Below are 26788 nucleotides of genomic sequence, written 5' to 3' on the forward strand. Positions count from 1 at the left end.
TTTTAGAGACAAATTGAGGGACGATTATGGCCAGCATCAGCACCCATGAAAATGAACTACCCCCCAGCCATATGACAGCTTCTGGAAGCAGGGATATGAAAGACCATCATTCCGACCATTCTTCTATTGCTCCAGGCGAAATCGCCATCGGCGTCGTCATCGGCAGAGCCTCGGAATATTTTGATTTCTTTGTCTATGCACTCGCTTCGGTGCTGGTCTTCCCCCAGGTTTTCTTTCCATTTGAACAAAGACTGGAAGGCACTCTGTATGCTTTCGTCATCTTTTCATTTGCTTTTTTGGCGCGCCCGTTCGGCACAGTGGCCTTTATGGAAATCCAGAAGCGACTGGGACGTGAAGCCAAGCTCACCATAGCCCTGGTTTTATTGGGCGCCTCTACCGCTGGCATTGCATTCCTGCCAACCTATTCGCATCTGGGTGCAACTTCTATTGTGTTACTGTCCTTGCTGCGTATAGGGCAGGGCGTTGCGCTGGGTGGTTCCTGGGATGGTTTGCCTTCTTTATTGGCTTTAAATGCGCCGGAAAACAAGCGCGGCTGGTATGCCATGCTGGGTCAGTTGGGTGCTCCAGTAGGCTTTATGATCGCGGCTGGCTTGTTTGCCTACATGCTCGCCAATTTGTCGACTGAAGACTTTCTGGAGTGGGGATGGCGTTATCCCTTCTACGTCGCGTTTGCGATCAACGTGGTTGCCTTGTTCGCCCGTTTGCGCCTGGTTTCTACCAATGAATACAAGCATTTGCTCGATGAGCGTGAACTGGAGCCGACCAATATCGTCGAGATGACCCGTTCCCAGGGCCGCAACCTGCTCATCGGTGCGCTGGCGGCTTTGGCCAGTTACGCACTGTTCCATCTGGTTACGGTGTTCCCATTGTCATGGATTACGCTTTATTCCAAACGTTCTCTCAGCGAATTCCTGGAAATACAAATGTTTGGCGCTGTCTTCATGATCGTGGGGATCATTATTTCCGGTCTGGTTGCTGACCGCATAGGCCGTCGCAAAATGTTATTTGCGCTGGCGTTGATGATTGCCGTGCTGAGTGGCTTTGTGCCAGCCTTGCTGGGCGGCAGTGAGTTTGGGCAGGATCTCTTTATTCTGCTGGGCTTTGCCGTACTGGGACTGTCCTATGGGCAGGCATCGGGTGCTGTGACCTCTAACTTTGCTCCCAAATACCGTTATACAGGTGCTGCCTTGACTTCTGACCTGGCATGGCTGGTCGGAGCAGGCTTTGCCCCTCTGGTTGCGCTGGGCTTGTCTGCTCATTTCGGGCTGGAGTATGTCAGTCTTTACCTGTTGTCCGGCGCTGCATGTTCGGTAGCAGCGCTGAGCTTGAATCGTGCTCTGGAGATCAAAAACTAGTGGATACTAGTGGATGATTGAGCGCACCGTAGTGTGCGCTCAGCGCCAGCCAAACATCATCTGTTCTGCCAGCATACGTTTTGCTGGCTTCACCATGTCGAGCGCACCCAATCCCAGCCCCAGCAATGCCTGGCTGAAAGAACCGTCAGGGCTGCTGGCAAATACGCGGGCCATGCTGTCTGTAATGCGGATGGTCAGTTTCCTGTCGGCCTGGCGCTCCACTAAGTAGGCTTGCAGGGCAGCGGCTGTATCGCGGCTGGCAGTATCATGCAAATGCCGTGTCAGCGTACGTGCCAATACCATGCAGTCACGCAAGCCGAGGTTCAAACCTTGTCCTGCTACCGGGTGCAGGGTTTGCGCGGCGTTGCCGATGGAGACAGTGCGGGTAGTGGCGTGTGCCTGTGCGTTCAAGCCTAGCGGATAAGATACACGAGCCGAGGCCTTGATGAAATTGCCGAGGCGATGGCCAAAGGCAGTTTGCAAGGCCAGCCTGAATTGAAGATCGTCCATTGCCAGCAAGTGGTCAGCCTGTTCAGGACGCACACACCAGACCAGGGCATAGCCATCTTCTTGCGGTAACAGAGCCAGCGGACCTTGCTCTGTGAAACGCTCAAAGGCGCGTCCGGCTATCTGGGCATCCGTATTCACATGGGCGATGATGGCAGTCTGCTGGTAATCATGACGCTGGCTACGCTGTTCCTGATCACCAAAAGTGCCACCCTCTGCCTGTATGACGATGCTGGCACTGATGTGGCTGATTTCTTCCGTCCCCGCTTTACATAAAGTGAGGCGCACATGGTCGTCGGCCTCTTCCAGGGCGGTGACGTTCATTGGCCTTTGAATATGTACTCCACTGCGGCTGATGGCTGCTTGAAGTGGCTTTATGATATCGCCATAGCGTGCGACATAACCCAGGTCAGGTACGGCATAGTCTGCAGCCCGCATCAGGCTGCGGCCAAAATGGCCACGGCGTGAAACATGGATTTCCTGGATGGCAGTTGACTTGACTGGCCATGTACCAGCGGCTTGCAGGATTTGCCTGCTGCCATAAGAAATAGCGATGGAACGGGCATCCTGTTCTGCCTGCTCAGCGGTCTTGGCATCGTAGAGTGCAATGCGTTCAGCCGCATAACCCTGCTGATACAGCAATAAAGCCAGCACCTGGCCTACCGGGCCTGCGCCACAAATCGCGATATCGACATCATTGATAGTGTGAGTCATCTTTTGCGCCCTAAGGCTTGGCCATTTCTGTTTCTATCTCTGCTACAGTTTTTGGTGTATCGCGGCTGAGGTTCACATGACCATCTGCTGTGATCAGGATATCATCTTCTATGCGTATGCCTATGTTCCAGTATTCCTGCGGCACATTTTCAGCAGGGCGAACATAGATGCCCGGTTCTATGGTGATGACCATGCCTGGTTGCAGTTGGCGATATGGCCGGGTATCTTCAGTTTTTTCAGCTACCGTGGACGCTCTATAGTCACCAACATCATGTACATCCAGCCCCAGCCAGTGGCCAGTGCCATGCATATAGAACTGGCGGAAAACCGCGTTGGCGATAGCATCATCAAGACTGCCGACCTTGTTTCTATCCAGCAAACCGGTATCAAGCATACCTTGGGCCAGCACGCGTACCGCAGCATTGTGACCGTCCATATACACAGAACCAGGGCGCGCGCATTCCAGTGCTGCTTGCTGTGATGCCAGTACGATTTCATACAGGCGTTTTTGCGCAGGGCTGAACTTGCCATTGGCGGGGAAAGTGCGAGTGATGTCTGAGGCGTAACTATCGAATTCACAACCAGCATCGATCAACACCAGGTCACCATCCTTGATCTGTGCGTGATTGCTCTGGTAATGCAGTATACAGGCATTGGCACCTGTGGCGACGATGGAACCATAGGCTGGTGCCTGCGCGCCATTGCGACGGAATTCATATAGCAGCTCAGCCTCCAGCTCATATTCAAATTTGCCCGGCTTGGTACTGCGCATGGCGCGTGTATGAGCTGCAGCAGAAATGCTGGCGGCACGCTGCATCAGGGCGATTTCTGTTGCATCCTTGAACAGGCGCATTTCATCGATCAGCTCGCGCACATCCACGCTAATGGAAGGTGCCTTGATGCCACTGCGGCCCTTATCGCGCACGGCTTGCAGGCTTTGTTGTACCTGGCTGTCGATATGCGGTTCCTGTGCGGCGCTGTAAAACAATGTGCGTGCATCACTGAGCAATTCAGGCAATTTTTCTGCCAGGCTGGCGATAGGGTAGGCCGCATCAAAAGCAAATTCTTGGGCGGCTGCCTCTGGGCCAAAACGAAAGCCATCCCAGATTTCACGCTCAGGATTTTTTTCGCGGCAAAACAGAATCGACTCTTGTTTGTCCTCAGTGGTGACCAGCACGATCACCGCTTCAGGCTCGTTGAACCCAGATAAATAGTAAAAATAACTGTCGTGACGGAAGGGGAAGTGATTGTCACTATTGCGTATCCATTCGCGCGCCGTTGGTATGACAGCTACACCACCACCTCGTGCCTGCATCTGCGCCATCAATTGCTGGCGGCGCGCAAAATAGTTGGTGGTGTTGATGCTCATGCTTATCCTTTGAAGTTCAATGGCGCGTTCAGCGCTTCAATTTGATCAGGTGTGCCCAGATTATGCCATTCGCCACGGTACAGTTCGCCACCGACCCGGCCTGCATCTATGTATTCACGCAGCAAGGGCCCAAGCTTTGCGTGATCACCTGGGCGTATGGAGGAAAACATTTCCGGACGATACACGCCGATATTGCCAAAGGTGTGGCGTGGTGTGCCTTCATTCGACAGGCCCATGAGTGTCAGGGCAAAATCACCCGTCGGATGAAAGCTGGGGTTCTTCACCATATACAACCAGGCAATATCGCGCTCATGTTCTGCATGCGGATTACCCCAGGGATCATTTTCTTCCAGGGTATTGAGGCATTCAGCAAAATTGAAGTGGGGAATATAGATGTCACCAGACACGACAATGAATGGATCATCGCCCAGCAAGTGCAGGGCTTTGGCGATGCCACCGGCAGTTTCCAGCGCCTGTTCTTCGGCTGAATATTGTATCTTTGCGCCAAAGCGTGAACCGTCACCCAGAGCATCTTCTATCATATGACCAAGGTGGGCATGATTGATGACCATCTCAGTGATACCAGCCTTGACCAGGTTCAGGATATGCCAGACGATCAGCGGCCTGCCGCGTACTTTGAGTAAAGGCTTGGGACAGGCATCAGTCAGGGGACGCATACGTTCGCCGCGCCCGGCGGCAAGTAACATGGCTTTCATGACCCAGCCTTAGAAGGTATAGCCAACTTGCGGCGCATTGTCTTGCAACTCGTCCAGCAGGCGCAATAGTGGGATCAGTTCCTTGTAGCGATGTGAAGTTTTGCGCACATATTCCATGACGGTCGGGATATCGGCGATGTAATGATGCTTGCCATCACGATGCGACAGACGCGCGAAGATGCCGAGGATTTTGAGATGACGCTGCAAGCCCATCCATTCAAAATCGCGGTAAAAGCTATCGATGTCCGGAGCTACCGGCAGGCCTGCGCGTCTGGCTTTTTCCCAGTAACGTATGGCCCAGTCAAGGACGATTTCTTCATCCCATTGCACATAAGCGTCGCGCAACAACGACACCAGGTCATAGGTAATGGGGCCATACACGGCATCCTGGAAATCGATGATGCCAGGATTGCCCTTGTCCATCCACATCAGGTTGCGTGAATGATAATCGCGGTGCACATACACTTGCGGCTGTGCCAGTGCACTTGCTAGCAAATGGTCAAATACTTTGTTTAGTGTGGCCTCCTGGGCATCCGTCAGGGTTACACCCAGGTGTTGGCCGATATACCATTCCATGAAGATATTCAATTCACGTTGCAGGAAGGCTCTATCGTATTCCGGCAAGACATCGGCCTGGCTTTGCGCTTGTAGCAAGATCAGGCTGTCTATGGCATCCATATACAGTTTGTGTGAATTATCACTATTCAAGATCTGGCCATAAGTATTCATGCCCAGATCGGTCACCAGCATGAAACCCTGCTCAAGATCGTGTGCCAGTACTTCGGGTACAGTCAGATTGATACTTTTCAATAAGTTTGCCATCTTGATAAAGGCAGCGCTATTCTCTGTCGCGGGTGGCGCATCAACGGCAATGAGGCTGTTACCGTCTTCAGTGTCAATTCTGTAATATTGGCGAAAGCTGGCGTCGGCAGAGGCAGTACGCATGCTGTCATGCTTCAGGGAGTGGCCGGTTAAGCCAGCAAGCCAGATTTGTAGCGACTGTTTGCGTTGTTCTTTTTCGGGGGAGATCGCTGCAGATGCTGCAGAATTTCCTGGGATTGCTGTAGAAGACATGTATAAATTTTAATGAAAGTTAGTTTGTCTGCATACTTCAAGTGGTTTTGCCAGCATTTAACCTATAATAGGCGACTGATTTCTGGCATATTGTCTGTATGATATCGTCCAGCATTGTTGGCAAAACGCTTAATGACCACTGAATTCATGCGCAGGAAACCCGTATTATCTCACTCACCGCTGTTGTTTCCTACTATCCCGGCGATTCTGGTGTCGGTTTTGGTGCCTGCCTACTTTTCTCAGGCGATGGCCCAGACTGTTACCAGCGATGCGCCAGATGACAATCAGGTACAAACTCAGCTAAAACAACTGCCAGATGACAAATCGACTCAAGAACCCAAAGAGGGCAAAGAAGCTAAAGAGGCTGCGCTCAGCCAGAAGCAACTGGAAAAGCTGAGCGAAAAGCAAAAGCAGGACGACAAGAATGCGCCAGTCACTATCACGGCTGAGAAATTCACAGGCAGGCCTGAGCGCTATATCAAGTTCGAACATAATGTCGAGGTTGTCAAAGGCGGCACCCGCATCAATGCAGACGAAGCCACGTACCGCAACCTGGAAGATGAAGTCGACGCCAGTGGCAAGATACGCATGCAACGCTATGGCGATTGCTATACCGGTGATGCCCTGCGTATGCAACTCGATGCCAGCGCCGGGTATGTCAGCAATCCTGTCTATAAACTCTTGCGCAATAATGCCCAGGGCCATGCTGCCCGCATTGATTTTCAGGATGAAGAGCGTTCCATCATTACACGCGGCACCTATAGCACCTGTGAAGGCTTGAACCCGGACTGGTATCTGGAATCCGACACCCTGAACCTGGACACCGGGCTGGACCGCGGCGTGGCAGGTAAGTCTGTCTTGTATTTCAAGGGTGTACCCATCCTTGCAACACCTTCGCTGACATTTCCGTTGTCGGGTGCTCGTCACTCCGGTTTTTTGCCGCCGATCTTGGGCGCTTCATCCAAAGGTGGGCCAGAGCTGACCTTACCGTACTATTTTAATATTGCCCCTAACCGTGACTTGACGGTTTACCCCAAAATGATCGCCAGACGCGGCCTGCAACTGGGTTTGGAAGGGCGTTATCTGGGTGAGACCTACTCAGGTGAAACCAGTGTAGAAGGCTTGTGGAACGACAGGGTAAGCAATAGCAACCGCTATGCGGTGGCTTCGATACATCAACAGCAACTTTTGCCACAGATGGTCTTGTCCTGGAATATCAATTCCGCTTCGGATGATGATTATCCCGCCGATTTTTCGCGCACCATCACCAAGACTGCCCAACGCTTGCTATTGCGTGAAGCCAGTCTGACTTATTATGGCTCGTTCTGGAACCTGGGCCTGAGAACGTCGAATTATCAGGTCTTGCAAGATCTGGCTGCGCCAATTGCCCGTCCTTACGACCGTTTGCCGCAATTGCAATTGCATGCAGAGCAGCATGATGTCGGCGGAGTGGACTGGTCACTGGATAGCATACTGACACGTTTCTGGCATCCTACCCTGGTGCGTGGTGATCGTATGGTCTTTAATCCCCAGGTTTCTTTGCCTCTGGTGCAGGCGGGCGCTTTTGTTATTCCTAAAGTGTCTTTACATGCTACCAATTATCATCTGGTGAACCCCGGACCTGGCAAGGAAACGGATTTTCACCGGGTAGTGCCGACATTCTCAGTCGATAGTGGTCTGGTATTCGAGCGCAAGACGACGATGTTCAACAAGGAATTGACGCAAACCCTGGAACCTAGACTGTTCTATGTGAATACACCTTACCGTGATCAGTCGCGCATGCCGAATTTTGATAGTGCGGTGGCTGACTTTAACTTTGCCCAGATTTTTAGTGAAAACCGCTTTACCGGCCAGGACAGGATAGGGGATTCAAACCAGATAACTGCCGCCTTGATTTCACGTTTTATCGAAGGCAATGGTGATGAAAGCCTGAAACTGGCGATTGGTCAGCGTTTCTATTTCAATACGCAAAAAGTGACGCTTGATAATACCGCCAGCAATAGCCGTTCTGACTTGTTATTGGCGGCGACGGGCAAACTTTCCTCTACGCTGAGTGGGGAGATGGCCTTGCAACTCAGCCAGACAGACAGGCAGTCCGTACGTGCCAACTACGGCATACACTGGCAGCCAGCACCGAAAAAAGTCTTGAATCTGGAATATCGTTACCAGCGCAATAGTCTGGAACAAATCGATGTGTCAGCACAATGGCCGATGGCAGACCGCTGGTATATGGTGGGCAGAAGCAATTACTCCATGATGGATAAAAAAATGGTGGATGGTTTGCTTGGCTTTGAATACAAGGCCGATTGCTGGTCCTTGCGCTTTCTCGCGCAACGTTTTGCCACCACCAGTATCAGTAATACATCCGGTTTCTCGGTACAACTGGAATTGAATGGCTTGGCCAGACTGGGCTTCGGTGCAAACCCACTGGATGCCTTGAGGAAAAATATTTCAGGCTACCAGTCTGGTAACGAGCGTTAGCTCGTTGCTGGTGAAAAATAATTTGCTGTATTAACAATAGCCATGTTCGCGCCCGCTGTTTGTGAAACGGGAACGAACGTGTATATTGCAACTTTTGCCCGTTTTGTAGCTCTATATCGGGAATGGCTTAACAGGATTTTGGACCAATATGCGACCTTTATTGCAAATGAAACAAAGTAACTTACTTACTAACTTACTTACCAAGTTATTCACTGCACTGGCAGTTTCCGCCGGTTTGCTCATCAGCGCAACAGCCTGGTCACAAGTCAAACTCAGCCCTGTAGTTCCGCCCAAAACGCAAAGCTCGGCACAAGTGGTGAATAGCATCATTGTGGTTGTGAATGATGAAGTCATTACACGCCAGGAATTGAATGAACAAATACGGGTAGTAGAAATGAGCCTGAAAAAGCAGGGTACGCCTTTGCCTGATCGTGCTGCCTTGCAAAAGCAATTGCTGGAACGCATGATTATTGACCGCGCCCAAATGCAACTTGCCAAAGAAAATGGCATGCGTGTAGACGATGTCATGCTGGACCGTACCATGTTGCGTCTGGCTGAGCAAAACAAAATGTCCTTGCAAGAGTTCCGTAATCAGATCGAGCGTGAAGGCACTTCCTATGCGAAGTTCCGTGAAGAGATTCGCGACGACATCCTCAAGCAGCGCATACGCGAGCGTGAAGTCGACAGCAAAATACAAGTATCTGAAACAGAAATCGATAATTACCTGGCGGCAGATGCCAGCAACAAAACTGCCAAGCAAGAGTTGAATCTGGCACATATTTTGATCAGCATTCCTGAAAAGGCCTCTGCTGAGCAAATTGCGGCACGTCGCCAGCGCGCTGAAGAAGTAATTGGTAAACTGCGCTCTGGCGCTGACTTTGGCAAAACTGCAGTAACATACTCAGATAGCTCAGAAGCCTTGAAAGGCGGCGACATAGGCTGGCGTGAACAAGACCGCTTGCCGCAATTGTTTGTTGATGCCATCAGCAAAGTCAAGGTTGGTGAATACTCTGACATCGTACGCAGCCCGAATGGCTTTCATATCGTCAAGGTCAATGGTAAGCGTGCTGCTAACGACAGCAAGGCTGCCGCTGCTGAGCAGCAAAGCCGTGCGCGCCATATTTTGCTGAAAGTCAGCCAGATCGTGACCTTGGAAGAGGCACGCCAGAAATTACTGGATTTCAAGAAAAAAATAGAAGCCAAGGAAGCCACGTTTGAAGACTTGGCCAAGGCGCATTCTGCAGACGGTTCAGCTTCCAAAGGTGGCGACCTTGGATGGTTGTATCCAAATACAACTTTGCCAGAATTTGAGCAAGCCATGGATAAACTGGCAATCAACCAGATCAGTGAGCCTGTCGTCACGCAATTTGGTGTCCATCTGATCCAGGTCACTGAGCGCAAGACTGATGAACTGTCCAAAGACAGGCAGCGCATGGCTGCCCGTCAGGCCGTGCGTGAACGCAAATCGGATGAAGCCTTGCAAGACTGGCTGCGCGAAATCCGTGACCGCGCCTATGTTGATTTCCGCCTGGAAGAAAAATAATGCCACAGCCCAGTTTGCCGGTCATCGCGGTAACCGTAGGCGAACCGGCCGGCATAGGGCCTGAAATTGCGATACGGGCTGCCTGGCAGTTAAGACATGAAGTCAGGTCAGTGTTGATAGGCGACACCGCTTATCTGTCCATGCTGGCAGCCGAGCTGGACCCTGCCATCAGTATGATGGGCGTGTCCCTGCAGGCCTTGCGTCATCAGGGCCTGCCTGCCTCTGGCAACGAGCGCCTGACTATCATTGATTGCCCCTTGAATGCCTTTGTCATTGCCGGTCAGCTGGACCCGCGTAATGGCCGTGCCGTTTTACAGACTCTGGATGTGGCAATTGAAAGTGTGCAGCGCAAATGGTGTGAGGCGGTTGTCACGGCACCATTGCAAAAAAGCACCATCAATGATGCCGGTGTCTCTTTCAGCGGTCATACTGAGTATTTCGCCGAAAAAACCTATACTGGCCGTGTCGTCATGATGCTCGCCAGCGAAGCCAATGCGCAACTGCCGCAAGCTTTGCGGGTAGCGCTGGCAACCACCCACCTGCCACTGCGCAAGGTCGCCGAAGCGATACAATTTGATGACTTATGGAAAACCATAGAAATCATCCATGCCGACTTGCGCAGCAAGTTTGGCATAGAAAATCCACGCATCCTGGTAGCGGGCCTGAACCCGCATGCGGGTGAGAACGGTTATCTGGGCATGGAAGAAATCGAAGTCATCACGCCCGTCATTAAAAAGGCGCAAGTGGCTGGCATGCAAGTCAGCGGTCCTTATCCTGCCGATACCCTGTTCCAGCAAAAATACCTGGAGCAGGCAGACTGTATATTGGCCATGTACCATGATCAGGGTTTGCCTGTGCTTAAGCATGCGAGTTTTGGGCTGGGTGTGAATATCACCCTTGGTCTCCCATTGATACGCACCTCGGTCGATCATGGCACTGCCCTTGACCTGGCAGCCAAGGGGACTGGTCACGCAGATATCAGCAGTATGCTGGTGGCTATACGTTGTGCCGCCAGCATGGTCAACAAGCAAGAAATACTATGAAACATATCCCTCGTAAACGATTTGGCCAGAATTTCCTGACCGATGAACTGGTCTTGAGCAATATCACGCGCGTCATCAATCCGCGCCCTGGCCAGGCCATGGTGGAAATTGGCCCGGGCCTGGCAGCCATGACACGCCAGTTGCTGGACGGCTTGACGCAATTGCATGTGGTTGAGCTCGACAGGGACCTGGTGGCCCGCCTGAAGAAAAATTTTTCGCCAGAAAAACTCATCGTGCATGAGGGCGATGCTCTGCAATTTGATTTTGCCTCCATCCCCGTGCCTGAAGGTCAAAAGCTGCGTGTCGTAGGAAACTTGCCTTACAACATCTCCAGCCCTTTGTTATTCCATCTGGCCGAGATCGCGCCGCTTGTGGAAGACCAGCATTTCATGCTGCAAAAAGAAGTTGTCGAGCGCATGGTCGCTGATCCTGGCAGCAAGACCTATGGCCGTCTGTCTGTCATGCTGCAAGTACGCTATCACATGGAATTGATGTTCATTGTGCCGCCAGAAGCCTTTGACCCGCCACCGCGGGTGGAATCTGCCATCGTGCGCATGATACCCAAGCCGGGCGCAGTGCCTTGCGATATCAGGAAACTGGAAGAAGTCGTCACCAAGGCCTTTTCCCAGAGACGCAAGGTAGTGCGTAATTGCGTTGCCGGACTGTTGTCTGAAGCCGACTTGCTGGCCTGTGGTGTGGACCCTCAATTGCGGCCTGAAACCATCCCCCTGGACGCCTATGTTGCCATGGCAAACTTGTTAAGTGGACGTTCTGCCTGATGCTTAAATTAGCCCGGAGTTCTTCCAGGCTTTCCTGCGATCTATCATGGTTTTCAACTGCTTTTGGGATTTGTTGACGGCATAATGCATGGATTGCAGCAGGGTGGCGGGGTTGAAGGGCTTGACAATAAAGCCGTTGGCCCCGGCCTTGATGGCCTTGACCACTGTATCCCGGTTATTGCTTCCAGTGACCATCAGGACGACGGTTTCGGGTGACACACTCTTGATATGCTCAAGAATTTCCAGACCACTGATATCAGGCATCATGACGTCCAGGCAAACAATCTCGGGTATGGTTTTTTCAAGCCAGTCTAGCGCGATGACACCGCTTGAAGCTTCGCCGATTACATTAAATGCTTCGCTGTTGAGGATATGACGCAGCATGGAACGACTGATATCGTTATCGTCCACGATCAAGATGCCTAAGTCACGTCTGTCTAACATGTTCATCGGTTTCCCCCTGTTTCTCGGAGTTACGTGTGCTTCAGTGCCTTGTTGTTTTCTGTTTCAATTTTTGTTAACCATAATTCCAGATGAGTTTTTTGTCTGCAAAAATCTGAATAACGTGGTTAATGTTTATTTTAGCAATAAATATGCTGACTGCATGCACAATTGAGTAGCCTATAATCAGCGGTAATAGAATTACCACATGGACAGAATATGAACATTACCCTGACCCCCGAATGGAAAGCTCTGCTGGCTCATCAGCAAAGATTGGAACAGCAGCACCTGCGTGATTTGTTTGCAGCCGATAGTGACAGGTTCAGGCATTTTTCGGTAGAGCTGGATGGCTTGCTGGTGGATTATTCCAAACAGCGCATAGACCAGCCAACGCTGGATAGCCTGATGTCCCTGGCGCGTCTGTCCAAAGTGGAAAGCTGGCGTGATCGCATGTTTGCTGGTGAAAAAATCAATATTAGTGAAGACCGCGCCGTCTTGCATACAGCATTGCGACATACCGATTTCACGCCCTTCCCGAACGAAGCAGAAGATGTCATGCCCAAAGTCAGGGCAGTGCGCAAACAGATGCGTGACATCGTCGAACGGGTACGCAGTGGCTTGTGGCGCGGCTTCAAGGGTGATGCGATACAGACTGTGGTCAACATAGGCATAGGTGGCTCAGACCTTGGCCCCAAGCTGGCGACGCGTGCCCTGTCGGCCTTCCAGCATCCTGGTCTGGCCTTTTACTATGTCTCGAACCTCGATAGTGCCCACCTGGCCCCCTTGCTGGAAAAGCTGGACCCGCGCACTACCTTGTTCATCGTTGCCTCAAAAACTTTTACTACGCAAGAAACCAGCATCAATGCCCAGACTGCGCGTACCTGGCTGATGGCAGCGGCGATGGAAGAGTGGGCCATCAGCAAGCATTTCATTGCAGTCACTTCCAGCCCTGGCAAAGCACATGAATTCGGCATCCCTGACGCGAATATTCTGGAAATCTGGGACTGGGTAGGCGGTCGTTATTCGCTATGGTCAGCGGTTGGTCTGTCGGTTGCCCTGGCGATAGGCATGAATGGTTTTGAGCGTCTGCTGGCCGGTGCTGAAACCATGGACAAGCATTTCTGCAACTCGCCGCTGGAAAAAAACTTGCCGGTACTGCTGGCCCTGATCTCGATCTGGAATACCAATTTTCTCGGGGCAGAAACCACGGCCATCTTGCCGTATAACGAGTCGATACGCCATCTGCCTGCCTTTTTACAACAGTTGGAGATGGAATCGAATGGCAAGACTGTAGGTCGTGATGGTGAAGCCCTCACTTGCCGCGCCAATCCCATTGTCTGGGGGGAGATAGGTGTGAATGGCCAGCATGCCTTCTTTCAGCTCCTGCACCAGGGCGGCTGGCTCATCCCCTGCGATTTTGTGGTGGCAGCTTCCAGTGATTATCCCTTGCCAGGTCACCAGGCACCTCTGTTGGCAAACTGCCTGGCCCAGAGTGCGGCCCTGGCCTTTGGCAAGACTGAGGCGCAGGCGCGTGACGAATTGTCGCAAGCAGGCCTCAGTGATGTGCATATCGGCAAACTATTGCCGCACAAGGTCTTTGCGGGCAATCAGCCATCCACCACCATACTCATGCCCAGTTTGGATCCTTTCCAGTTAGGCATGTTGCTGGCTTTATATGAACACAAGGTGTTTGTGCAGGGCGTGATCTGGGGTATCAACTCATTTGACCAGTGGGGTGTGGAGCTGGGCAAGCAACTGGCTAACCGCCTCTTGCCAGCGATTTTAGGTAACCAGGATTATGATTCGCATTTGGACACATCGACTAGCGGCCTGATTGCTTATTTTCGCAGGCATGGACATGTGTAAGGCTGTAAAGTGATTGAAAGAAATAGTTAAAACTCCTCGAAAGCATATTGTCAAAGTTGACGCAAAGAATCTTGCTTGATATAAAGAAACTTCTTAAATCAATTCAGGATGCGCCTATGTGGACAGGAATTTTGGGTGTTGTTTCAGTCGTCATCGTAGTGACCATGGTTGTATTGATACGTGCCATGAATAAAGAAGCGCGCCGCTCTGATCACCAGAATTGAATCAAAAAACGCAGACCAGGGTCTGCGTTTTTTTTATGCACAGGCTGATTACCAGCTACCTGTGTTTGGCATTGAGGCCCAGGGCTCAGCAGGTGCCAGCGGCTCACCCTGCTGCAGCAATTCTATCGAGACATTGTCGGGTGAACGTACGAAAGCCATATGACCATCGCGTGGCGGGCGGTTGATAGTGACACCGTGATCAGCCAGGCGTTGGCATAACTGGTAGATGTTTTCGACGCGGTAAGCCAGGTGGCCAAAATTGCGGCCGCCGGTATATTCTTCTGGATCCCAGTTATAGGTCAGCTCTACCTGAGCATCATGGTCGCCTGGTGCTGCCAGATACACCAGGGTAAACCGGCCTTTGGGATATTCTTTCTGGTGTACCAGTTCCAGTCCAAGTGCATCTCGGTAAAAACGCAGGGAAGCCTCAAGATCGGTGACGCGCACCATGGTGTGCAGATATTTCATGTTTGCTTTCAAAAAAATCCTGCCATGGAGTCGTATCTCCGTGACAGTACAGAAAATACCAGGATTCTAGCTGAATTTTCGAAATGCTATTTTATGCAGACTATTCTGATTTGCTTCATATCCGTAATCCCCGACAAGACTTTTTCTATGCCATCCATTTTCAGGGTCAGCATGCCATCTGCCAGCGCGGCAGTCAGCAGTTCGGAAACGCGGGCATGGTCTTGTATGAGTTTTTTGATGGTGTCATTGGCAACCATGAGTTCATGTAAACCGACCCGGCCTTTATAGCCTTTCGAGCAATGTTCACAGCCTACCGCTTTGTATAGAGTGAATTTACCAGTGTTGTCTGCGTACTGGCTTTGCCAGGTTGTGAACACTTTTTTCTTGGCTTCCACCGGGTTTTTGAGAAACAGCTCGGTATTCAGCAATTCCTGGCAGTATTCGTCCAGCAAAGCTACCAATTCTTCTTTCTCAGGATGGTAGACCAGTTTGCATTTGCCACACAGACGCTTGGTCAAGCGTTGGGCCAGGATGCCGAGCAAGGCATCCGCAAAATTGAAAGGGTCCATACCCATGTCGAGCAAGCGGACGATGGATTCTGGCGCGCTATTGGTATGCAGGGTGGCGAACACCAAGTGACCTGTCAGTGAAGCTTCCAGACCGATAGACACTGTTTCCTTGTCGCGCATTTCACCGACCATGATGATGTCAGGGTCAGCCCGCAAAAACGCCCGCATGACAGTGGCAAAGTCCATGCCAGCCTTGCGGTTGACCTGTACCTGGCGCAAGCCTCTTTGGGTGATTTCCACCGGATCTTCGGCTGTCCAGATCTTTGTCTCTGGCGTGTTCAAATGACTTAATACTGAGTGGAGGGTGGTGGTCTTGCCAGAACCGGTGGGGCCGCAAACAAAAAACAGACCATAGGGTTTGCTGACCACATTTTTCAGGCGTTCCAGGTTGTAGGGCAACACACCCAGTTTATCGATGGGAATAGGTTCTCCCGCTGCCAGAATACGCATAACGACATCTTCCATGCCGCCCGAAGAGGGGATGGTGGCAACACGCAGCTCTATATCAAAGGGCCCATATTTCTTGAACTTGATCTTGCCATCCTGGGGTTTGCGGCGTTCAGAAATATCCAGGTCACACATAATCTTGATACGTGCCAGCAGCGCGCTGCGGTAACTTGCCGGTATTTCGATGTAGGGCGACAAGGTACCATCCTTGCGGAAACGTATCAGGGTTTTCTCTTTGCCTGGTCGAGGTTCTATATGGATGTCAGAAGCACCTTGCTGATAGGCGTCGATGATGATTTTGTTGATCAGTTTGACCAACTCGTTTTCAACCGCAGCCGATACCTCGACGACGGCCTGGCCAGCATGTTCTTCATCTTCGTCTTCCATGCCAGACAGCAGTTCATCGACAGAACCGCCATCGTTGGCACTACCAAAGAACTGGTCTATGGTCTGGCGGAATTCTTTCTTGGTGGTGACCCGGTAATGGATTTTTGAAGTGGCAAAGACATGGTTGACGACATGGGTGGTATTGGTATGCTCAGGGTCTATCGCCAAGACTGTCAATCCATTCTGGTCTTCCATGATGGGCAGCCAGGAATTTTGTTCCACATATTGGCGCTTGAGTCTTTTGACCAGGTCAATCGGGATGATGCGCTCAGGCTTGTATTCTTCATATGGCACATTGAAATACTTGGACAAGGCTTGTCCAAGTATGCTTCGCTGTACCTTGAATTCATCTATCAACACATCTTCCAGGTCCAGCAGATTGCGGCGTGCCGAGCGGACAGCCAGTTCCAGTTCAGGAGCAGAGAGTATGGCTTCGGAGACCAGGAAATCAAATTTGGTGCGTGGTGTGTTGGTAGGTAACACCTTGCTCTTTTGTGAAAACGCAACAGCCAGGGTTTCGCACAGGGCTTGTACACCTTCTGCAGCGATGGCAGTAAAGGCATTGCCCAGGCGATGATTAATGAATTGGACGACACCCAGCAATTCCTTGCTGTGCGCATCAATGATCGGCGCCACCAGCATTTGCTTGGTGCGGTATCCAGTGCGCTGATCGACCGCCCGCTGGAACTTCAGGGTGGGGGAATGCGAGCGCAGCTCATCATCATCATAGACGTCGTGCAGGCTGATCATGGTCTTGGTCAGGGCGACATGGCCAGCAATACTTTGGTCAGAAATAGATAAGCGCAAGTCTTTGAACGAGTTCAGACCAGTCTTGATTTTGGAAATTAGGGTGATTTTATCCTGCGCGACCACGTAGATAGTCAGGCGGTCACATTCGAACAGATTGCAAATGTCCGGCGAGACGTCCAACATGATCTGGTCCAATGCATCGGCACCATGGATTTTATTCGTCAAGGCTTGCAAGTTTTTAAAAAATTGCAGCCTGTGATCGAGGTTTTCTTTGGAAGAATTTGCGACTTGAGCAGTTACCACGATTCTTTTTCCTTGAGCCGTTGTGTGTCTCACACAGAAATTATCAGCTTATTCTCAACTAAAGCGGTGGAGTGATTGCAAGATACTGTAAATTAGTGTTCTCTTGAGTCAATTTTTACAAAAATGTATCATGGAAATTGAATGTCTGACCAGATAGTCAACTCTTTATAGCGCAAAGCTGCAATTTAGCCTATCTTCAGGAGACATGCATGCGAAGAAGGCTCGTGTTTCTGGAGAAAATGGTAAGCTAGTCCTGAGATTTATGCCTGCAAGGTGTTAATCTAAAGATAACAAAGCCCTGGCTTTTCAGCGGCGCACTATTTCTGTATTTATGAACTTACAAATTCTTGGTTGTGCAGGCGGCATCGGTGGTAGCGGACCCTACACAACCAGCATGTTAATTGATGACGATGTCCTGCTGGACGCAGGCACAGGCTTGTCGCTGCTCAGCCTGGAGCAATTGGCGGCTATAGATCACGTTTTTATCAGCCATAGTCATCTCGACCATGTTGCGGGCCTGGCTTTGCTTATGGATGCAGTGTTTGGCAAGCGCAGCAAACCTGTTACGGTACATGCCTCGGCAGAAGTCTTGCATGCCTTGAAAACTCATGTATTCAACTGGATCATCTGGCCAGATTTCAACACTTTGCCCAATGCAGAGCAGCCATCCATGCAATACCATGAAATGCCAGCAGGTAGCAGCCTGACACTGGGTAGCAGGGAGTTTACCTCGCATGCGGTGAATCACACTTCTGGTTCTGTTGGCTACTTGGTACGTGAACGAGGGAGGGGTTTCTTGTTCACTGGTGACATGGCAAGCACGCCAGCATTATGGCAAGACCTTGCCGGGAAGTCTGGCCTGGACATGGTTATTGTTGATTGCTCTTTCCCCAATGCAGAGGCAGAGTTGGCCTTGATTTCCAAGCATTTTTGTCCGGCTTCATTGATAGATGACATAGCCGCCGTGCCTGTTCATGTCAGATTCTTCATCTATCATCTGAAGCCAGGGCAAGAAGCACAAATCATGGCAGAACTGGGGCAGAGCAAGGACAGGATTTTTAAAGCCCTGCAAACGGGTGAGCAGTTCAAATTTTGAAATTCAGTATCTAAAGTCATACACTGTTCATGTTGCGCACGCAAACTGGCGCAGTGATGAATCAAGGCGGCGTAGCATATATTTGGAACGATCTGGAGAAGGTGACTATGACTGCACTAAGCAGTAGCGAAATTGCACAAAGACTGGAAAAGCTGACCGAGCTTAGTCTGGAACTGAGCAGTAATCACGACACACCTTTATTGCTGGAAAACATACTGCGTTCGGCAAAAAGTATTACTTATGCCGACGGTGGCACTTTGTACCGCACTAGCCAGGACAAACAAAGCCTGTGCTTCAATATCTCTTTGAATGATACCCTGAATATGTACCAGGGTGGGGTCAAGGGGCAGACAGTTGATATACCCAATATTCCCCTGATCGACACGAACGGCAATAAGAATTTGAATGCAGTGGCAGCATATGCTGCCAACTACAAACTGTCCGTGAATATCCAGGATGTGTATACCGTCGGTGTTTTCAATTTTTCAGGCACGCGCAATTTTGACCTGCAATTTAATTACAAGACCAAATCCCTGCTGACCGTGCCCATGCATGATCATGAAGGGGAGCTGATAGGTGTGCTGCAACTCATCAATGCTACCGACCCAGAAAATGGTGAGCCCCGCCCGTTTAGCGAAACTGACCAGCGATTCATCGAAGCACTGGCTTCACAGGCTGCCATCGCCCTGACCAACCAGCAATTGATATCGCAACTTGAAAACCTGTTCGTCTCGCTGGTACATTTGATCAATATTGGCATCGATGAAAAATCACCACACACTGGCAGGCATTGCCAGCATGTGCCAGAACTGACCATGTTGCTGGCCAATGCAGTGCATGAAACCCGTGAAGGACCGCTCGCCCATTTTTCCATGACCGACAAAGACCGCAAGGAATTGTGGATGGCTGGCATCCTGCATGACTGCGGCAAGATTTCGACCCCTGTGCATGTCGTAGAAAAATCCACCAAGCTGGAAACCATTTTTGACCGGATACAATTGCTCGATACCCGTTTTGAAGTTCTGAAGCGAGATGCAGAGATCAGGGTTTGGAAGAGTAAGTGCGCTTTATACCAGGCCAGCATCAACAATGAAAATCTGATCGCCGAACTGGAGCAAGGCTTGCAGGCAGAGTTGGCTAAAATTGAAGATGCCAGAAATTTTTTACGCAAATTGAATATAGGCTCAGAAAGAACCAGCCCGGAAGACTTGCAGCGCGTGGCCGATGTCGCTACATGGCAATGGACCGATGCTGATGGTGACGTGCAGCCTTTCCTGAGTGCGAATGAGGTCGAAAACCTGTCAGTGCGCGCAGGTACTCTGAATGCGCAAGAGCGCGCTATCATCAATAACCATATTTCCACCACCATCAAGATGCTGGAAGCCTTGCCCTGGCCCAAGCATTTGCAGAATGTGCCTGAATACGCTGGCGGCCATCATGAACGTATGGACGGAAAAGGTTACCCACGTGGCCTGCGCGGTGAGCAAATGTCTGTGCAAGCCAAGATCATGGCGATAGCCGACATCTTTGAAGCGCTGACTGCAAAAGACCGCCCTTACAAGGATGGCAAGACCCTGACAGAATCACTGCACATCCTGGGCAGCTTTGCACTGAATGGCCATATTGATCCAGACTTGTTCAATATCTTCGTCAGGAAAAAAGTTTATCTGACTTATGCCGAGCGATTCATGGACAAGAGTCAGATTGATGATGTCGATCTGAGCAAGGTGCCAGGTTACAAGGCGTAGCGATACTTGAGCTAACTCGCGCTTGCTTCTGACGGGAATTAGCTTCATCAATATCTGCGCTTGATACAAAAGTCATATGGGAGGTAACTTGCGTAGGTATCTCAATAAAATGGTGCGTTGGCTGGCCTGTCTGGCCTTGACCTTTGTCGCGGTGTTGCAGGCAAATGCCATATTCCCCGTGACCCTGGTCGACAGAGTCGATAATTTTATCTATGACATGCGCATGCGTGTGCAGCCTACCAGGCTCAATAATGACATCGTCATCGTCAATATTGATGAAAAAAGCCTCAAGGAATATGGGCAATGGCCATGGAAGCGCAACACTCTGGCAAGTTTGTTGGAAAGACTGACAGATGATTATCATGTCAGGGCCGTGGGCGTAGACGCCGTTTTTCCTGAACCTGATGGCAGTTCCGGGCTGGATGTTTTGGAAGACCTGGCAAAGAAGGAACTAAAAGATGATCAACACTTTCTGAATCAAATGGGCGGTCTTAGGACGCAACTGAATTTCGATGATCGTTTGGCGAAAACTTTGAATGGACGCCCCATCGTACTTGGTTTCGCTTTGTCAAATGAGCTTGATGATCTCTCCAAAGGCTTATTGCCCAATCCGGCCTTTACCGATGCAGAACTCGGTGGCCGCCACCTTGAATCAGCTCTGTATACCAAGTACACAAGCAATCTTCCGGTCTTGCAAAGAGCGGCTATCGCAGGTGGCTTCTTTAATCCGTCTCCTGATTCTGATGGTGTCATTCGTCGTATACCTTTGCTGGCAAAATTCGGAACCGGCTACTACGAATCGCTTTCCCTGGCCACAGCCAGAGTCGCACTCAATGCCAGTAAAGTGAAACCAGTTTTCCTGCAGTCGGATGGTGTGAATTCCCAAAGTTATTTGAATGAATATGGCAGTATCGAAGCAATCAAACTCAATTCTTCTCCTAATCTCACCGTTCCTTTAGAGCCTCTGCTAACTGCATTGATACAGTACAAGAGCAAGGGTGGCCCGCGCGGTGGTGGCTTTGTCTATGTGTCCGCCGCCGATGTGCTAAAGAAAAATCTGCCCGAAAACAAGCTGGCGAATAAAATTATCCTGATAGGTACGACATCTGCAGGTTTGAAGGATTTGCGTACAGCACCTGTGGGCCTGGACTTTCCCGGAGTGGAGATGCATGCCAATGTGATTGCTTCGATACTCGACGGTGACTTCAAACAGCGACCGGATACCAGCCGTGCATTTGAAGTGATGCAGATTATCTTATTGGGATTGCTGTTGACATTTGCATTGACCAGATTCAAGGCGCTGGCGGCCATCTTCTTTACTTCGCTCACTTATATCGCTGTTATTAGTTTCAATTACTGGATGTACCAGTCCTTTAATCTGGTACTGCCACTCGCGTCTGCACTGTTGTTGATATCCGCCTTGTTCGTCTTTAACCTCGCATGGGGTTATCTGGTTGAATCCAGAAAACTGCGCGGTGTAGTCAGACGTTTCGGTGAATATGTCGCACCTGAACTGGTTGCCGTCATGGCAGAGGAGCCTGACAGCTATACCATGGAAGGTGAAATTCGTGAGCTGACTGTGATGTTCTCCGACGTGCGTGGTTTCACGACTATTTCCGAAAGCATGAGTGCTGCGGACTTGCGAGAATATATCAATATCTACCTGACCGCGATGTCAGAAGAAATACGTGGTAATCGCGGCACCCTGGATAAATACATAGGTGACTGCGTCATGGCTTTTTGGGGTGCACCCGTGCGTCTGGACGACCATGCAAGGCTTGCCGTGGCCAGCGCATTGAAAATGCAGACCATCGCGCAAGGCCTGAGTGAAGACTTTGTCAAGCGCGGCTGGCCTGAGCTGAAGATAGGAGTGGGCTTGAATACCGGTGAAGTGCGCGTAGGTGACATGGGTTCCAAGATCAGACTGGCTTATACAGTCATGGGTGATGCGGTGAACCTGTCTTCACGCCTGGAAGGAATTACCAAGGCTTATGGGGTAGGCATCGTGGTTGGTGAGGCGACAAAAACTGCTGCGCCAGAATTTGCTTATCGTGAGCTGGACAGGGTCAGGGTCAAAGGCAAGACCAGGCCCATCTCCATCTTTGAACCTATTGCCAACATAACTAGCATCGACGATGCCCAGTCTGCCTTGTTGGAGCTCTGGCATCAGGCACTTGATGATTTCCGTGCCCAGCAATGGGATGCTGCCGAAAAATCTTTCCTGTCGTATCTGGAAGTCCGTGCAGAAGACCTGGCTGCCCAGGAATTTCTGGAACGTATCACCCACTATCGGCAGAACCCGCTGCCTGCTGACTGGGATGGCGTCGCCACCTTTGTTAGCAAGTTCAGCGAATAAGTGTAGCGAATAAGTCTAGCGCCTTATTTGGACTTTACCCGCAGCAGATAGTAACTGATAACGCCCAGGACTATGCCCCAGCAGGCAGAACCCAGGCCCAGCAAACTGATATTCGATGCCGTGACGATAAAGGTGATCAGTGCAGCTTCACGTTCCGTCGTTTCCTGCATCGCATTCACCAGTCCATTCTGAATTGCACCCAGCAGCGCCAGACCAGCCACCGTGGTGACCAGTGCATGTGGCAAATGCAGGAATAGGGCAGTCAGGGAACCTGCAAAGCTACCTATCAATAAATAAAATCCACCGCAGGCTACACCGGCAACCCAGCGTTTTTCTGGTTGCTGGTGCGCTTCTGGGCCTGTGCAAATCGCTGCAGTAATCGCCGCCAGATTGACACCATGTGAGCCAAATGGTGCCAGCAATATACTGACAAAACCGGTAGCACTGACCAGCTTGCTGGTTGGCGCCTGTTCGTAACCCGCAGCGCGCATGACAGCCACGCCCGGTACTTGCTGGCCAGTCAGACATAGCAGTGCCAATGGCAAGCCCAAGCTGATGATGGCGCTTAAAGAAAATTCAGGCGCTGTCCAGACCGGCATCGTCAAACCCAGTTGCACCGCAATAGCTTGGCCTTGATTGCTGTCACCCCAGCCCAGAACACTCCAGAGCATGACACCACTCAGCAAGGTCAGGACGATGGCATAGCGGGCGCTGCGGCGCTTGAATATCAGGTAAGCCGCAAACATGGCAGTCACCAGCCAGGGTGCACCTGCCACCTCGCTGCGGGCATTGGCAAATACATCGACGCCAAAGCGAAACAGGATACCCGCCAGCATAGCCGCACACAGGCTCCTGGGTATTTTTCCCATCAGTTTTTCAAAGATTCCGGTAACGCCTATCAGCCATATCGCTGCCGCCGCGACCAGGTAGGCACCTATGGCCTGGTGATAAGGCACAGTGGCCAGACCAGTCACCAGCAAGGCGGCACCCGGCGTGTTCCAGGCACAGATCACCGGTATCTTGTGTCGCCAGCTCATCCAGACACCCACCAGACCAGACCCTATGGAAATCGCCCATATCCATGAACTAGTCTGCGCAGTCGTGAGTTTTGCGCTTTGTGCTGCCTGCAAGACCAGCAGCATGGGCCCGGCATACGAGATCAGGACGGCAATTAACCCGGCCAGCACGGCAGGAAAAAAATCAGCCGCTGTGGCGGCAAAACCCGGCTTGATGGCATTTTCCGGGGCAAGGAGAGGGGTAGAGTGTGGTGTATTCATGCGCCTAGTCTAGTTCAGTGCAGGCTGGCATTTACTTACAGTGTTGATCTGTCTTATGCTATACAGATTCACATTCAAGGTATCTGTTATGCAGCACAGTTACAGGCAACTGGCCGACGCCATCGGTGCAGATATCCGGGCCAGCCGCTATCAGGTAGGGGAGCGGCTACCATCGGTGCGCCTGATTGCAGAGACGCATAATGTCAGTGTTTCAACTGCGATACGCTGTTTTCGTTATCTGGAAAGCCAGGGACTGGTAGAAGCGCGCAACAAGTCTGGCATGTATGTCGCAGACTGGAAAGCCAGGCAAGCGACAAGCACAGTTACACAGAAAAAAAGCAGTCAGGCAGCACCGGCAGTTGAGTACGACAAGCTCATGTCCCTGCAGCACAGGATGACTGAACTGTATTCACTGACGGCGCAACCCTTGCAGTTGGGTTTGCATCTGGCCAGCGCAGCGCCAGAATGGTATCCCTGTGAAGCCCTGGCAAAAATCGCCCAGCGCCTGCTGCGGCAAGACCCCATGTTAATTGGCGTCTATCCCGGCGGTACTGGTTTGCCAGCCTTGAAAACCAGCCTTATACACTGGCTGAAAAACGCGGGCATGGATTTACAGGCCAACGATTTGCTCATCACCAATGGCAGCACAGAAGCCTTGAGTGTAGCCCTGCGTGCGGTTGCGCAGCCCGGTGATGCTGTCATTGTTGAGTCTCCCGTGTATTTTGGCTTGCTGCAAATGCTGGAGAACCTGGGCATCAAGGCCATAGAAATACCCTGCGTGCCAGGGCAAGGCATCAGCCTGGAAGCACTGGAATATGCACTCGAACATCAGGGCACAGTACGCGCCGTCGTCGCCATGCCCAATTTCCAGAATCCCCTGGGTTGCGCCATGCCGGAGAAAAACAAGAAGCGCCTGCTGCGTCTGGCTGAACAATATGACCTGGCCTTGATAGAAGACGATGTTTTTGGCGACCTTTCGCATCAGCAGGAGAGACCACAAGCCATCAAGGCCTGGGATAAACAGGGCAGGGTGATTTATTGCGGCTCTTGCAGCAAAAGTCTGGCCCCGGCATTTCGCATAGGCTGGATCGCAGGAGGGCGTTATCAGGCCAGGATCAATTCTTTAAAGCTTAGCGCCTCCTTGATCACGCCCTTGTTTGAACAGGCAGTATTGGCCGAGTTTATTCATTCGGGTGCCTTGCCTTCTCATTTGCGTAAATTGCGCGAACGCCTGGCGGCGAATATCCCGCTGGCGACTGCTGCCATAACACGATATTTCCCACTGGGTACGCAAGTCATCAGCCCTGCTGGCGGCTGGTGGCTATGGCTGGAATTGCCTGAACATGTGGATAGCCTGGCTTTGCTGCGTCGGGCAGTAGCGCAAGGCATTGCCTTTACGCCCGGCAGCCTGTTTTCTGGCTCCGGAAAATACGCAAATTATCTGCGCATGAATATAGGGCGACCCTGGGGGAGGGACATAGAGAAGGGGATTCAAGTGCTTGGAGAGCTCATCTCGGAAACATAAGAATTTGCTTGTCCGATCCGGGGATATTGATGATGTATTAAGATTTATTTTTTGAGCCGGTCAAACAAATCCTGGGCTATCTTGTTTGCTTTCTCTGCATCTGCCGTTTTGTTTTTTGATCGGGAACGGCGATTTATAAGGGACATGAATTGCAGTTTCTGGAGACGGAATTTTTTTAAAACAATGGGAATAATGCGCCAGGCAATGTACCCATCCAACGGTTTCACAGGAATTAAATTGATGACAAGGATAAGCAAGTTTGTACGTATCAATACATCAAATATCGGCGAGAGGAGGTATGTCAGAACAGGTGAATATAATTTGAGCAGATACTGAGTAGCAAGGGCAAAAACAAGCAGGCATAGTTGTCCAATGACACCGCCCCAGGCAATCAATATATCTTCAGTCTCGTAATAAGGTGTGTCATGCTGGCACTCGCCATGCATAACAAATAAGCGAATCGCATGCACTCTGGTTTTTGTATATCTTGCCGCAATTGCATGTCCAAGTTCATGCAGCAACAAAATAGTGGCAAAACAGAAAAAAGTCGGAACAACCCAGATAAGACTGGAACCTTGCAGTAAATACCATGGGAACCAGAGCAAAATGGTCCAGTGCGCGTAGATTGGAATGCTCTTCCAATGTGCAAATTTCCAAAATCCAGATTCCATTTTCCGGCCCATTTTAATTGAGTCAGAATTCTACAACAACCCGGCTGAGCTTAGCGCGACATCCCATTCCGGCACAGGCTGATACTCTTCCACCAGAAAATCAATCAGCGCCCTCACCTTGGCGCTGACCTTGCGGGTAGCCGGGTAAAGCGCGGTAAAGTCATTCAAAGGCAAGTTCCAATCGGACAACACCGTTACCAGCCGACCTTCGAGTAAATCACGCCATGCCAGAAAAGTCGTGTCATACACTATACCCAAACCACGCAGGGCAGCCTGGTGCAAGACCTTGCCATTGTTTGAGGCAAAGCCGGGTGTGATATCGACCGCCAGGGTTTCACCGTCCCGTTCAAAATGCCAGGTATTACCCTGGGTAAGATGGCTGAAATGCAGGCAGCGGTGCCGGTTCAATTCTGTCGGGTGTGCTGGCATGTCATGCTTTGCCAGATAAGCCGGGCTGGCGCAGAGCAGGCCGCGGCAAGGGGCCAGTCTGCGTGCATGCAAGCCGGGGCTGTCAGGTATGCCACCTACCCGTATGCTGAGGTCAAAGCCATGCTTGAACGGGTCTAGCAGATTGTCATCCACATGCAGGGTAGGCTGAAGCATGGGGTGGAGCAGGGTAAAGCGTGCCAGGGCATCGGCCAGCCATTCGCTGCCAAAACTGCTGGGTGCCTGTATGCGTATGCCACCGGCCAGCTCATTGCCCGCCTGACTGACCACCAGCCGTGCCTGCCGCGCATGTTCCACACTGGCGCTGCAAGGCTCCAGATAAGCCTGGCCAAGTTCGGTCAGGCTGACTTCGCGGGTAGATCTGTGCAACAGGCGCGCGCCCAGTTCAGCTTCCAGTTGCATGATGTGCTTGCTAACCATGGCGCGGCTGATACCCAGATGCCGTCCGGCAGCGCTAAAGCTGCGTTGCCTTGCTACTTCGACAAAAATTTCCATTGCTTTTAACTGGTCCATTCAAGCATTGTCTTCATTTTGGATACAATCTGTCAACCATTGTTGGTATTGTGCGCTACAAATAGAGTTCGCTACACTTGATGCATATCAAGCTAAAA

General features: G+C 51.1%; 20 protein-coding genes. 10 read left to right on the forward strand and 10 right to left on the reverse strand.

What is annotated here, in order from left to right; translation table 11 throughout:
• The first annotated feature begins 71 nt into the window (after positions 1 to 71).
• Positions 72 to 1376, forward strand: coding sequence for an MFS transporter (locus H8L47_RS05545; RefSeq protein ID WP_230413648.1), 1305 nt, complete (start codon positions 72 to 74; stop codon positions 1374 to 1376).
• 39 nt (positions 1377 to 1415) lie between these two features.
• Here the strand turns inward: H8L47_RS05545 and H8L47_RS05550 are convergent, their stop codons facing one another.
• Genes H8L47_RS05550 through H8L47_RS05565 form a run of 4 tightly spaced genes read right to left on the reverse strand, consistent with a single transcriptional unit; the run spans position 1416 to position 5756 of the window.
• Positions 1416 to 2597, reverse strand: coding sequence for an FAD-dependent monooxygenase (locus H8L47_RS05550; RefSeq protein ID WP_186952228.1), 1182 nt, complete (start codon positions 2595 to 2597; stop codon positions 1416 to 1418).
• A 10-nt stretch (positions 2598 to 2607) separates the two neighbouring features.
• Complete coding sequence (gene pepP / locus H8L47_RS05555) at positions 2608 to 3966, reverse strand: Xaa-Pro aminopeptidase (protein WP_186952229.1); 1359 nt, start codon at positions 3964 to 3966, stop codon at positions 2608 to 2610.
• Between the two features lie 2 nt (positions 3967 to 3968).
• Positions 3969 to 4682, reverse strand: coding sequence for an N-acetylmuramate alpha-1-phosphate uridylyltransferase MurU (gene murU / locus H8L47_RS05560; RefSeq protein WP_186952230.1), 714 nt, complete (start codon positions 4680 to 4682; stop codon positions 3969 to 3971).
• A gap of 9 nt (positions 4683 to 4691) precedes the next feature.
• The gene (locus H8L47_RS05565; RefSeq protein ID WP_186952231.1) at positions 4692 to 5756 is read right to left on the reverse strand and encodes an aminoglycoside phosphotransferase family protein; all 1065 of its coding nucleotides are present in this window, start codon (positions 5754 to 5756) and stop codon (positions 4692 to 4694) included.
• Between the two features lie 132 nt (positions 5757 to 5888).
• On the opposite strand from H8L47_RS05565, the gene H8L47_RS05570 reads away from it, so the two are divergent.
• The 4 genes from H8L47_RS05570 to rsmA all read left to right on the forward strand — a co-directional run bounded on the left by H8L47_RS05570 (position 5889) and on the right by rsmA (position 11602).
• On the forward strand, positions 5889 to 8237 hold the full coding sequence (locus tag H8L47_RS05570) for an LPS-assembly protein LptD (protein ID WP_186952232.1): 2349 nt from the start codon (positions 5889 to 5891) through the stop codon (positions 8235 to 8237).
• A 148-nt stretch (positions 8238 to 8385) separates the two neighbouring features.
• Positions 8386 to 9780, forward strand: a complete 1395-nt coding sequence (locus tag H8L47_RS05575) for a peptidylprolyl isomerase (protein ID WP_186952233.1) — start codon at positions 8386 to 8388, stop codon at positions 9778 to 9780.
• On the forward strand, positions 9780 to 10823 hold the full coding sequence (pdxA, locus tag H8L47_RS05580; protein ID WP_186952234.1) for a 4-hydroxythreonine-4-phosphate dehydrogenase PdxA: 1044 nt from the start codon (positions 9780 to 9782) through the stop codon (positions 10821 to 10823). Before H8L47_RS05575 ends, pdxA begins: the two co-directional genes overlap by 1 nt.
• The gene (gene rsmA, locus H8L47_RS05585; RefSeq protein WP_186952235.1) at positions 10820 to 11602 is read left to right on the forward strand and encodes a 16S rRNA (adenine(1518)-N(6)/adenine(1519)-N(6))-dimethyltransferase RsmA; all 783 of its coding nucleotides are present in this window, start codon (positions 10820 to 10822) and stop codon (positions 11600 to 11602) included. Before pdxA ends, rsmA begins: the two co-directional genes overlap by 4 nt.
• A gap of 3 nt (positions 11603 to 11605) precedes the next feature.
• Here rsmA and H8L47_RS05590 read toward each other — a convergent pair whose 3' ends face one another.
• Positions 11606 to 12046: a response regulator gene (locus H8L47_RS05590; RefSeq protein ID WP_222616422.1), complete on the reverse strand. Its 441-nt coding sequence runs from the start codon at positions 12044 to 12046 to the stop codon at positions 11606 to 11608.
• 216 nt (positions 12047 to 12262) lie between these two features.
• Between H8L47_RS05590 and pgi the strand changes: the two genes are divergently transcribed.
• On the forward strand, positions 12263 to 13909 hold the full coding sequence (pgi, locus tag H8L47_RS05595; RefSeq protein ID WP_186952237.1) for a glucose-6-phosphate isomerase: 1647 nt from the start codon (positions 12263 to 12265) through the stop codon (positions 13907 to 13909).
• Between the two features lie 272 nt (positions 13910 to 14181).
• Here pgi and H8L47_RS05600 read toward each other — a convergent pair whose 3' ends face one another.
• Positions 14182 to 14601 (reverse strand): VOC family protein, encoded by a 420-nt coding sequence (locus H8L47_RS05600; RefSeq protein WP_186952238.1) that lies wholly within the window; start codon positions 14599 to 14601, stop codon positions 14182 to 14184.
• Between the two features lie 86 nt (positions 14602 to 14687).
• A complete protein-coding gene (locus H8L47_RS05605) occupies positions 14688 to 17057 on the reverse strand; it encodes a GspE/PulE family protein (protein ID WP_329605432.1) in 2370 nt (789 codons plus the stop codon).
• Positions 17058 to 17388: 331 nt separating this feature from the next.
• Here H8L47_RS05605 and H8L47_RS05610 point away from each other — a divergent pair, with 331 nt between their 5' ends.
• From H8L47_RS05610 to H8L47_RS05620, 3 genes are all read left to right on the forward strand, one after another.
• Complete coding sequence (locus H8L47_RS05610) at positions 17389 to 18153, forward strand: 3',5'-cyclic-nucleotide phosphodiesterase (protein ID WP_186952239.1); 765 nt, start codon at positions 17389 to 17391, stop codon at positions 18151 to 18153.
• Positions 18154 to 18260: 107 nt separating this feature from the next.
• Positions 18261 to 19901: a GAF and HD-GYP domain-containing protein gene (locus H8L47_RS05615; RefSeq protein WP_186952240.1), complete on the forward strand. Its 1641-nt coding sequence runs from the start codon at positions 18261 to 18263 to the stop codon at positions 19899 to 19901.
• A gap of 88 nt (positions 19902 to 19989) precedes the next feature.
• On the forward strand, positions 19990 to 22257 hold the full coding sequence (locus tag H8L47_RS05620; protein WP_230413603.1) for a CHASE2 domain-containing protein: 2268 nt from the start codon (positions 19990 to 19992) through the stop codon (positions 22255 to 22257).
• A 23-nt stretch (positions 22258 to 22280) separates the two neighbouring features.
• Here H8L47_RS05620 and H8L47_RS05625 read toward each other — a convergent pair whose 3' ends face one another.
• Positions 22281 to 23534 carry a benzoate/H(+) symporter BenE family transporter gene (locus H8L47_RS05625; protein ID WP_186952241.1) on the reverse strand — a complete coding sequence of 418 codons (1254 nt, stop codon included), beginning with the start codon at positions 23532 to 23534 and terminating at the stop codon, positions 22281 to 22283.
• Between the two features lie 88 nt (positions 23535 to 23622).
• Between H8L47_RS05625 and H8L47_RS05630 the strand changes: the two genes are divergently transcribed.
• Positions 23623 to 25059, forward strand: coding sequence for an aminotransferase-like domain-containing protein (locus tag H8L47_RS05630; RefSeq protein ID WP_186952242.1), 1437 nt, complete (start codon positions 23623 to 23625; stop codon positions 25057 to 25059).
• Between the two features lie 44 nt (positions 25060 to 25103).
• Here H8L47_RS05630 and H8L47_RS05635 read toward each other — a convergent pair whose 3' ends face one another.
• Positions 25104 to 25730: a zinc metalloprotease gene (locus tag H8L47_RS05635; RefSeq protein WP_186952243.1), complete on the reverse strand. Its 627-nt coding sequence runs from the start codon at positions 25728 to 25730 to the stop codon at positions 25104 to 25106.
• Between the two features lie 30 nt (positions 25731 to 25760).
• Positions 25761 to 26690, reverse strand: coding sequence for a LysR family transcriptional regulator (locus H8L47_RS05640; protein ID WP_230413604.1), 930 nt, complete (start codon positions 26688 to 26690; stop codon positions 25761 to 25763).
• Positions 26691 to 26788: the final 98 nt, after the last annotated feature.

This window comes from Undibacterium umbellatum, assembly GCF_014284125.1.
Taxonomy (GTDB): Bacteria; Pseudomonadota; Gammaproteobacteria; order Burkholderiales; family Burkholderiaceae_D; genus Undibacterium; species Undibacterium umbellatum.

Bases quoted from the DNA above. Each gene is read 5' to 3' on its own strand.
- pdxA (WP_186952234.1), top strand. From the start codon at position 9,780: ATGCCACAGCCCAGTTTGCCGGTCATCGCGGTAACCGTAGGCGAACCG.
- murU (WP_186952230.1), bottom strand. From the start codon at position 4,682: ATGAAAGCCATGTTACTTGCCGCCGGGCGCGGCGAACGTATGCGTCCC.
- rsmA (WP_186952235.1), top strand. From the start codon at position 10,820: ATGAAACATATCCCTCGTAAACGATTTGGCCAGAATTTCCTGACCGAT.
- H8L47_RS05615 (WP_186952240.1), top strand. From the start codon at position 18,261: ATGACTGCACTAAGCAGTAGCGAAATTGCACAAAGACTGGAAAAGCTG.
- H8L47_RS05610 (WP_186952239.1), top strand. From the start codon at position 17,389: ATGAACTTACAAATTCTTGGTTGTGCAGGCGGCATCGGTGGTAGCGGA.
- H8L47_RS05575 (WP_186952233.1), top strand. From the start codon at position 8,386: ATGCGACCTTTATTGCAAATGAAACAAAGTAACTTACTTACTAACTTA.
- pgi (WP_186952237.1), top strand. From the start codon at position 12,263: ATGAACATTACCCTGACCCCCGAATGGAAAGCTCTGCTGGCTCATCAG.
- H8L47_RS05640 (WP_230413604.1), bottom strand. From the start codon at position 26,690: ATGGACCAGTTAAAAGCAATGGAAATTTTTGTCGAAGTAGCAAGGCAA.
- H8L47_RS05635 (WP_186952243.1), bottom strand. From the start codon at position 25,730: ATGGAATCTGGATTTTGGAAATTTGCACATTGGAAGAGCATTCCAATC.
- H8L47_RS05625 (WP_186952241.1), bottom strand. From the start codon at position 23,534: ATGAATACACCACACTCTACCCCTCTCCTTGCCCCGGAAAATGCCATC.
- H8L47_RS05600 (WP_186952238.1), bottom strand. From the start codon at position 14,601: ATGAAATATCTGCACACCATGGTGCGCGTCACCGATCTTGAGGCTTCC.
- H8L47_RS05630 (WP_186952242.1), top strand. From the start codon at position 23,623: ATGCAGCACAGTTACAGGCAACTGGCCGACGCCATCGGTGCAGATATC.
- H8L47_RS05590 (WP_222616422.1), bottom strand. From the start codon at position 12,046: ATGTTAGACAGACGTGACTTAGGCATCTTGATCGTGGACGATAACGAT.
- H8L47_RS05545 (WP_230413648.1), top strand. From the start codon at position 72: ATGACAGCTTCTGGAAGCAGGGATATGAAAGACCATCATTCCGACCAT.
- H8L47_RS05570 (WP_186952232.1), top strand. From the start codon at position 5,889: ATGACCACTGAATTCATGCGCAGGAAACCCGTATTATCTCACTCACCG.
- pepP (WP_186952229.1), bottom strand. From the start codon at position 3,966: ATGAGCATCAACACCACCAACTATTTTGCGCGCCGCCAGCAATTGATG.
- H8L47_RS05565 (WP_186952231.1), bottom strand. From the start codon at position 5,756: ATGTCTTCTACAGCAATCCCAGGAAATTCTGCAGCATCTGCAGCGATC.
- H8L47_RS05550 (WP_186952228.1), bottom strand. From the start codon at position 2,597: ATGACTCACACTATCAATGATGTCGATATCGCGATTTGTGGCGCAGGC.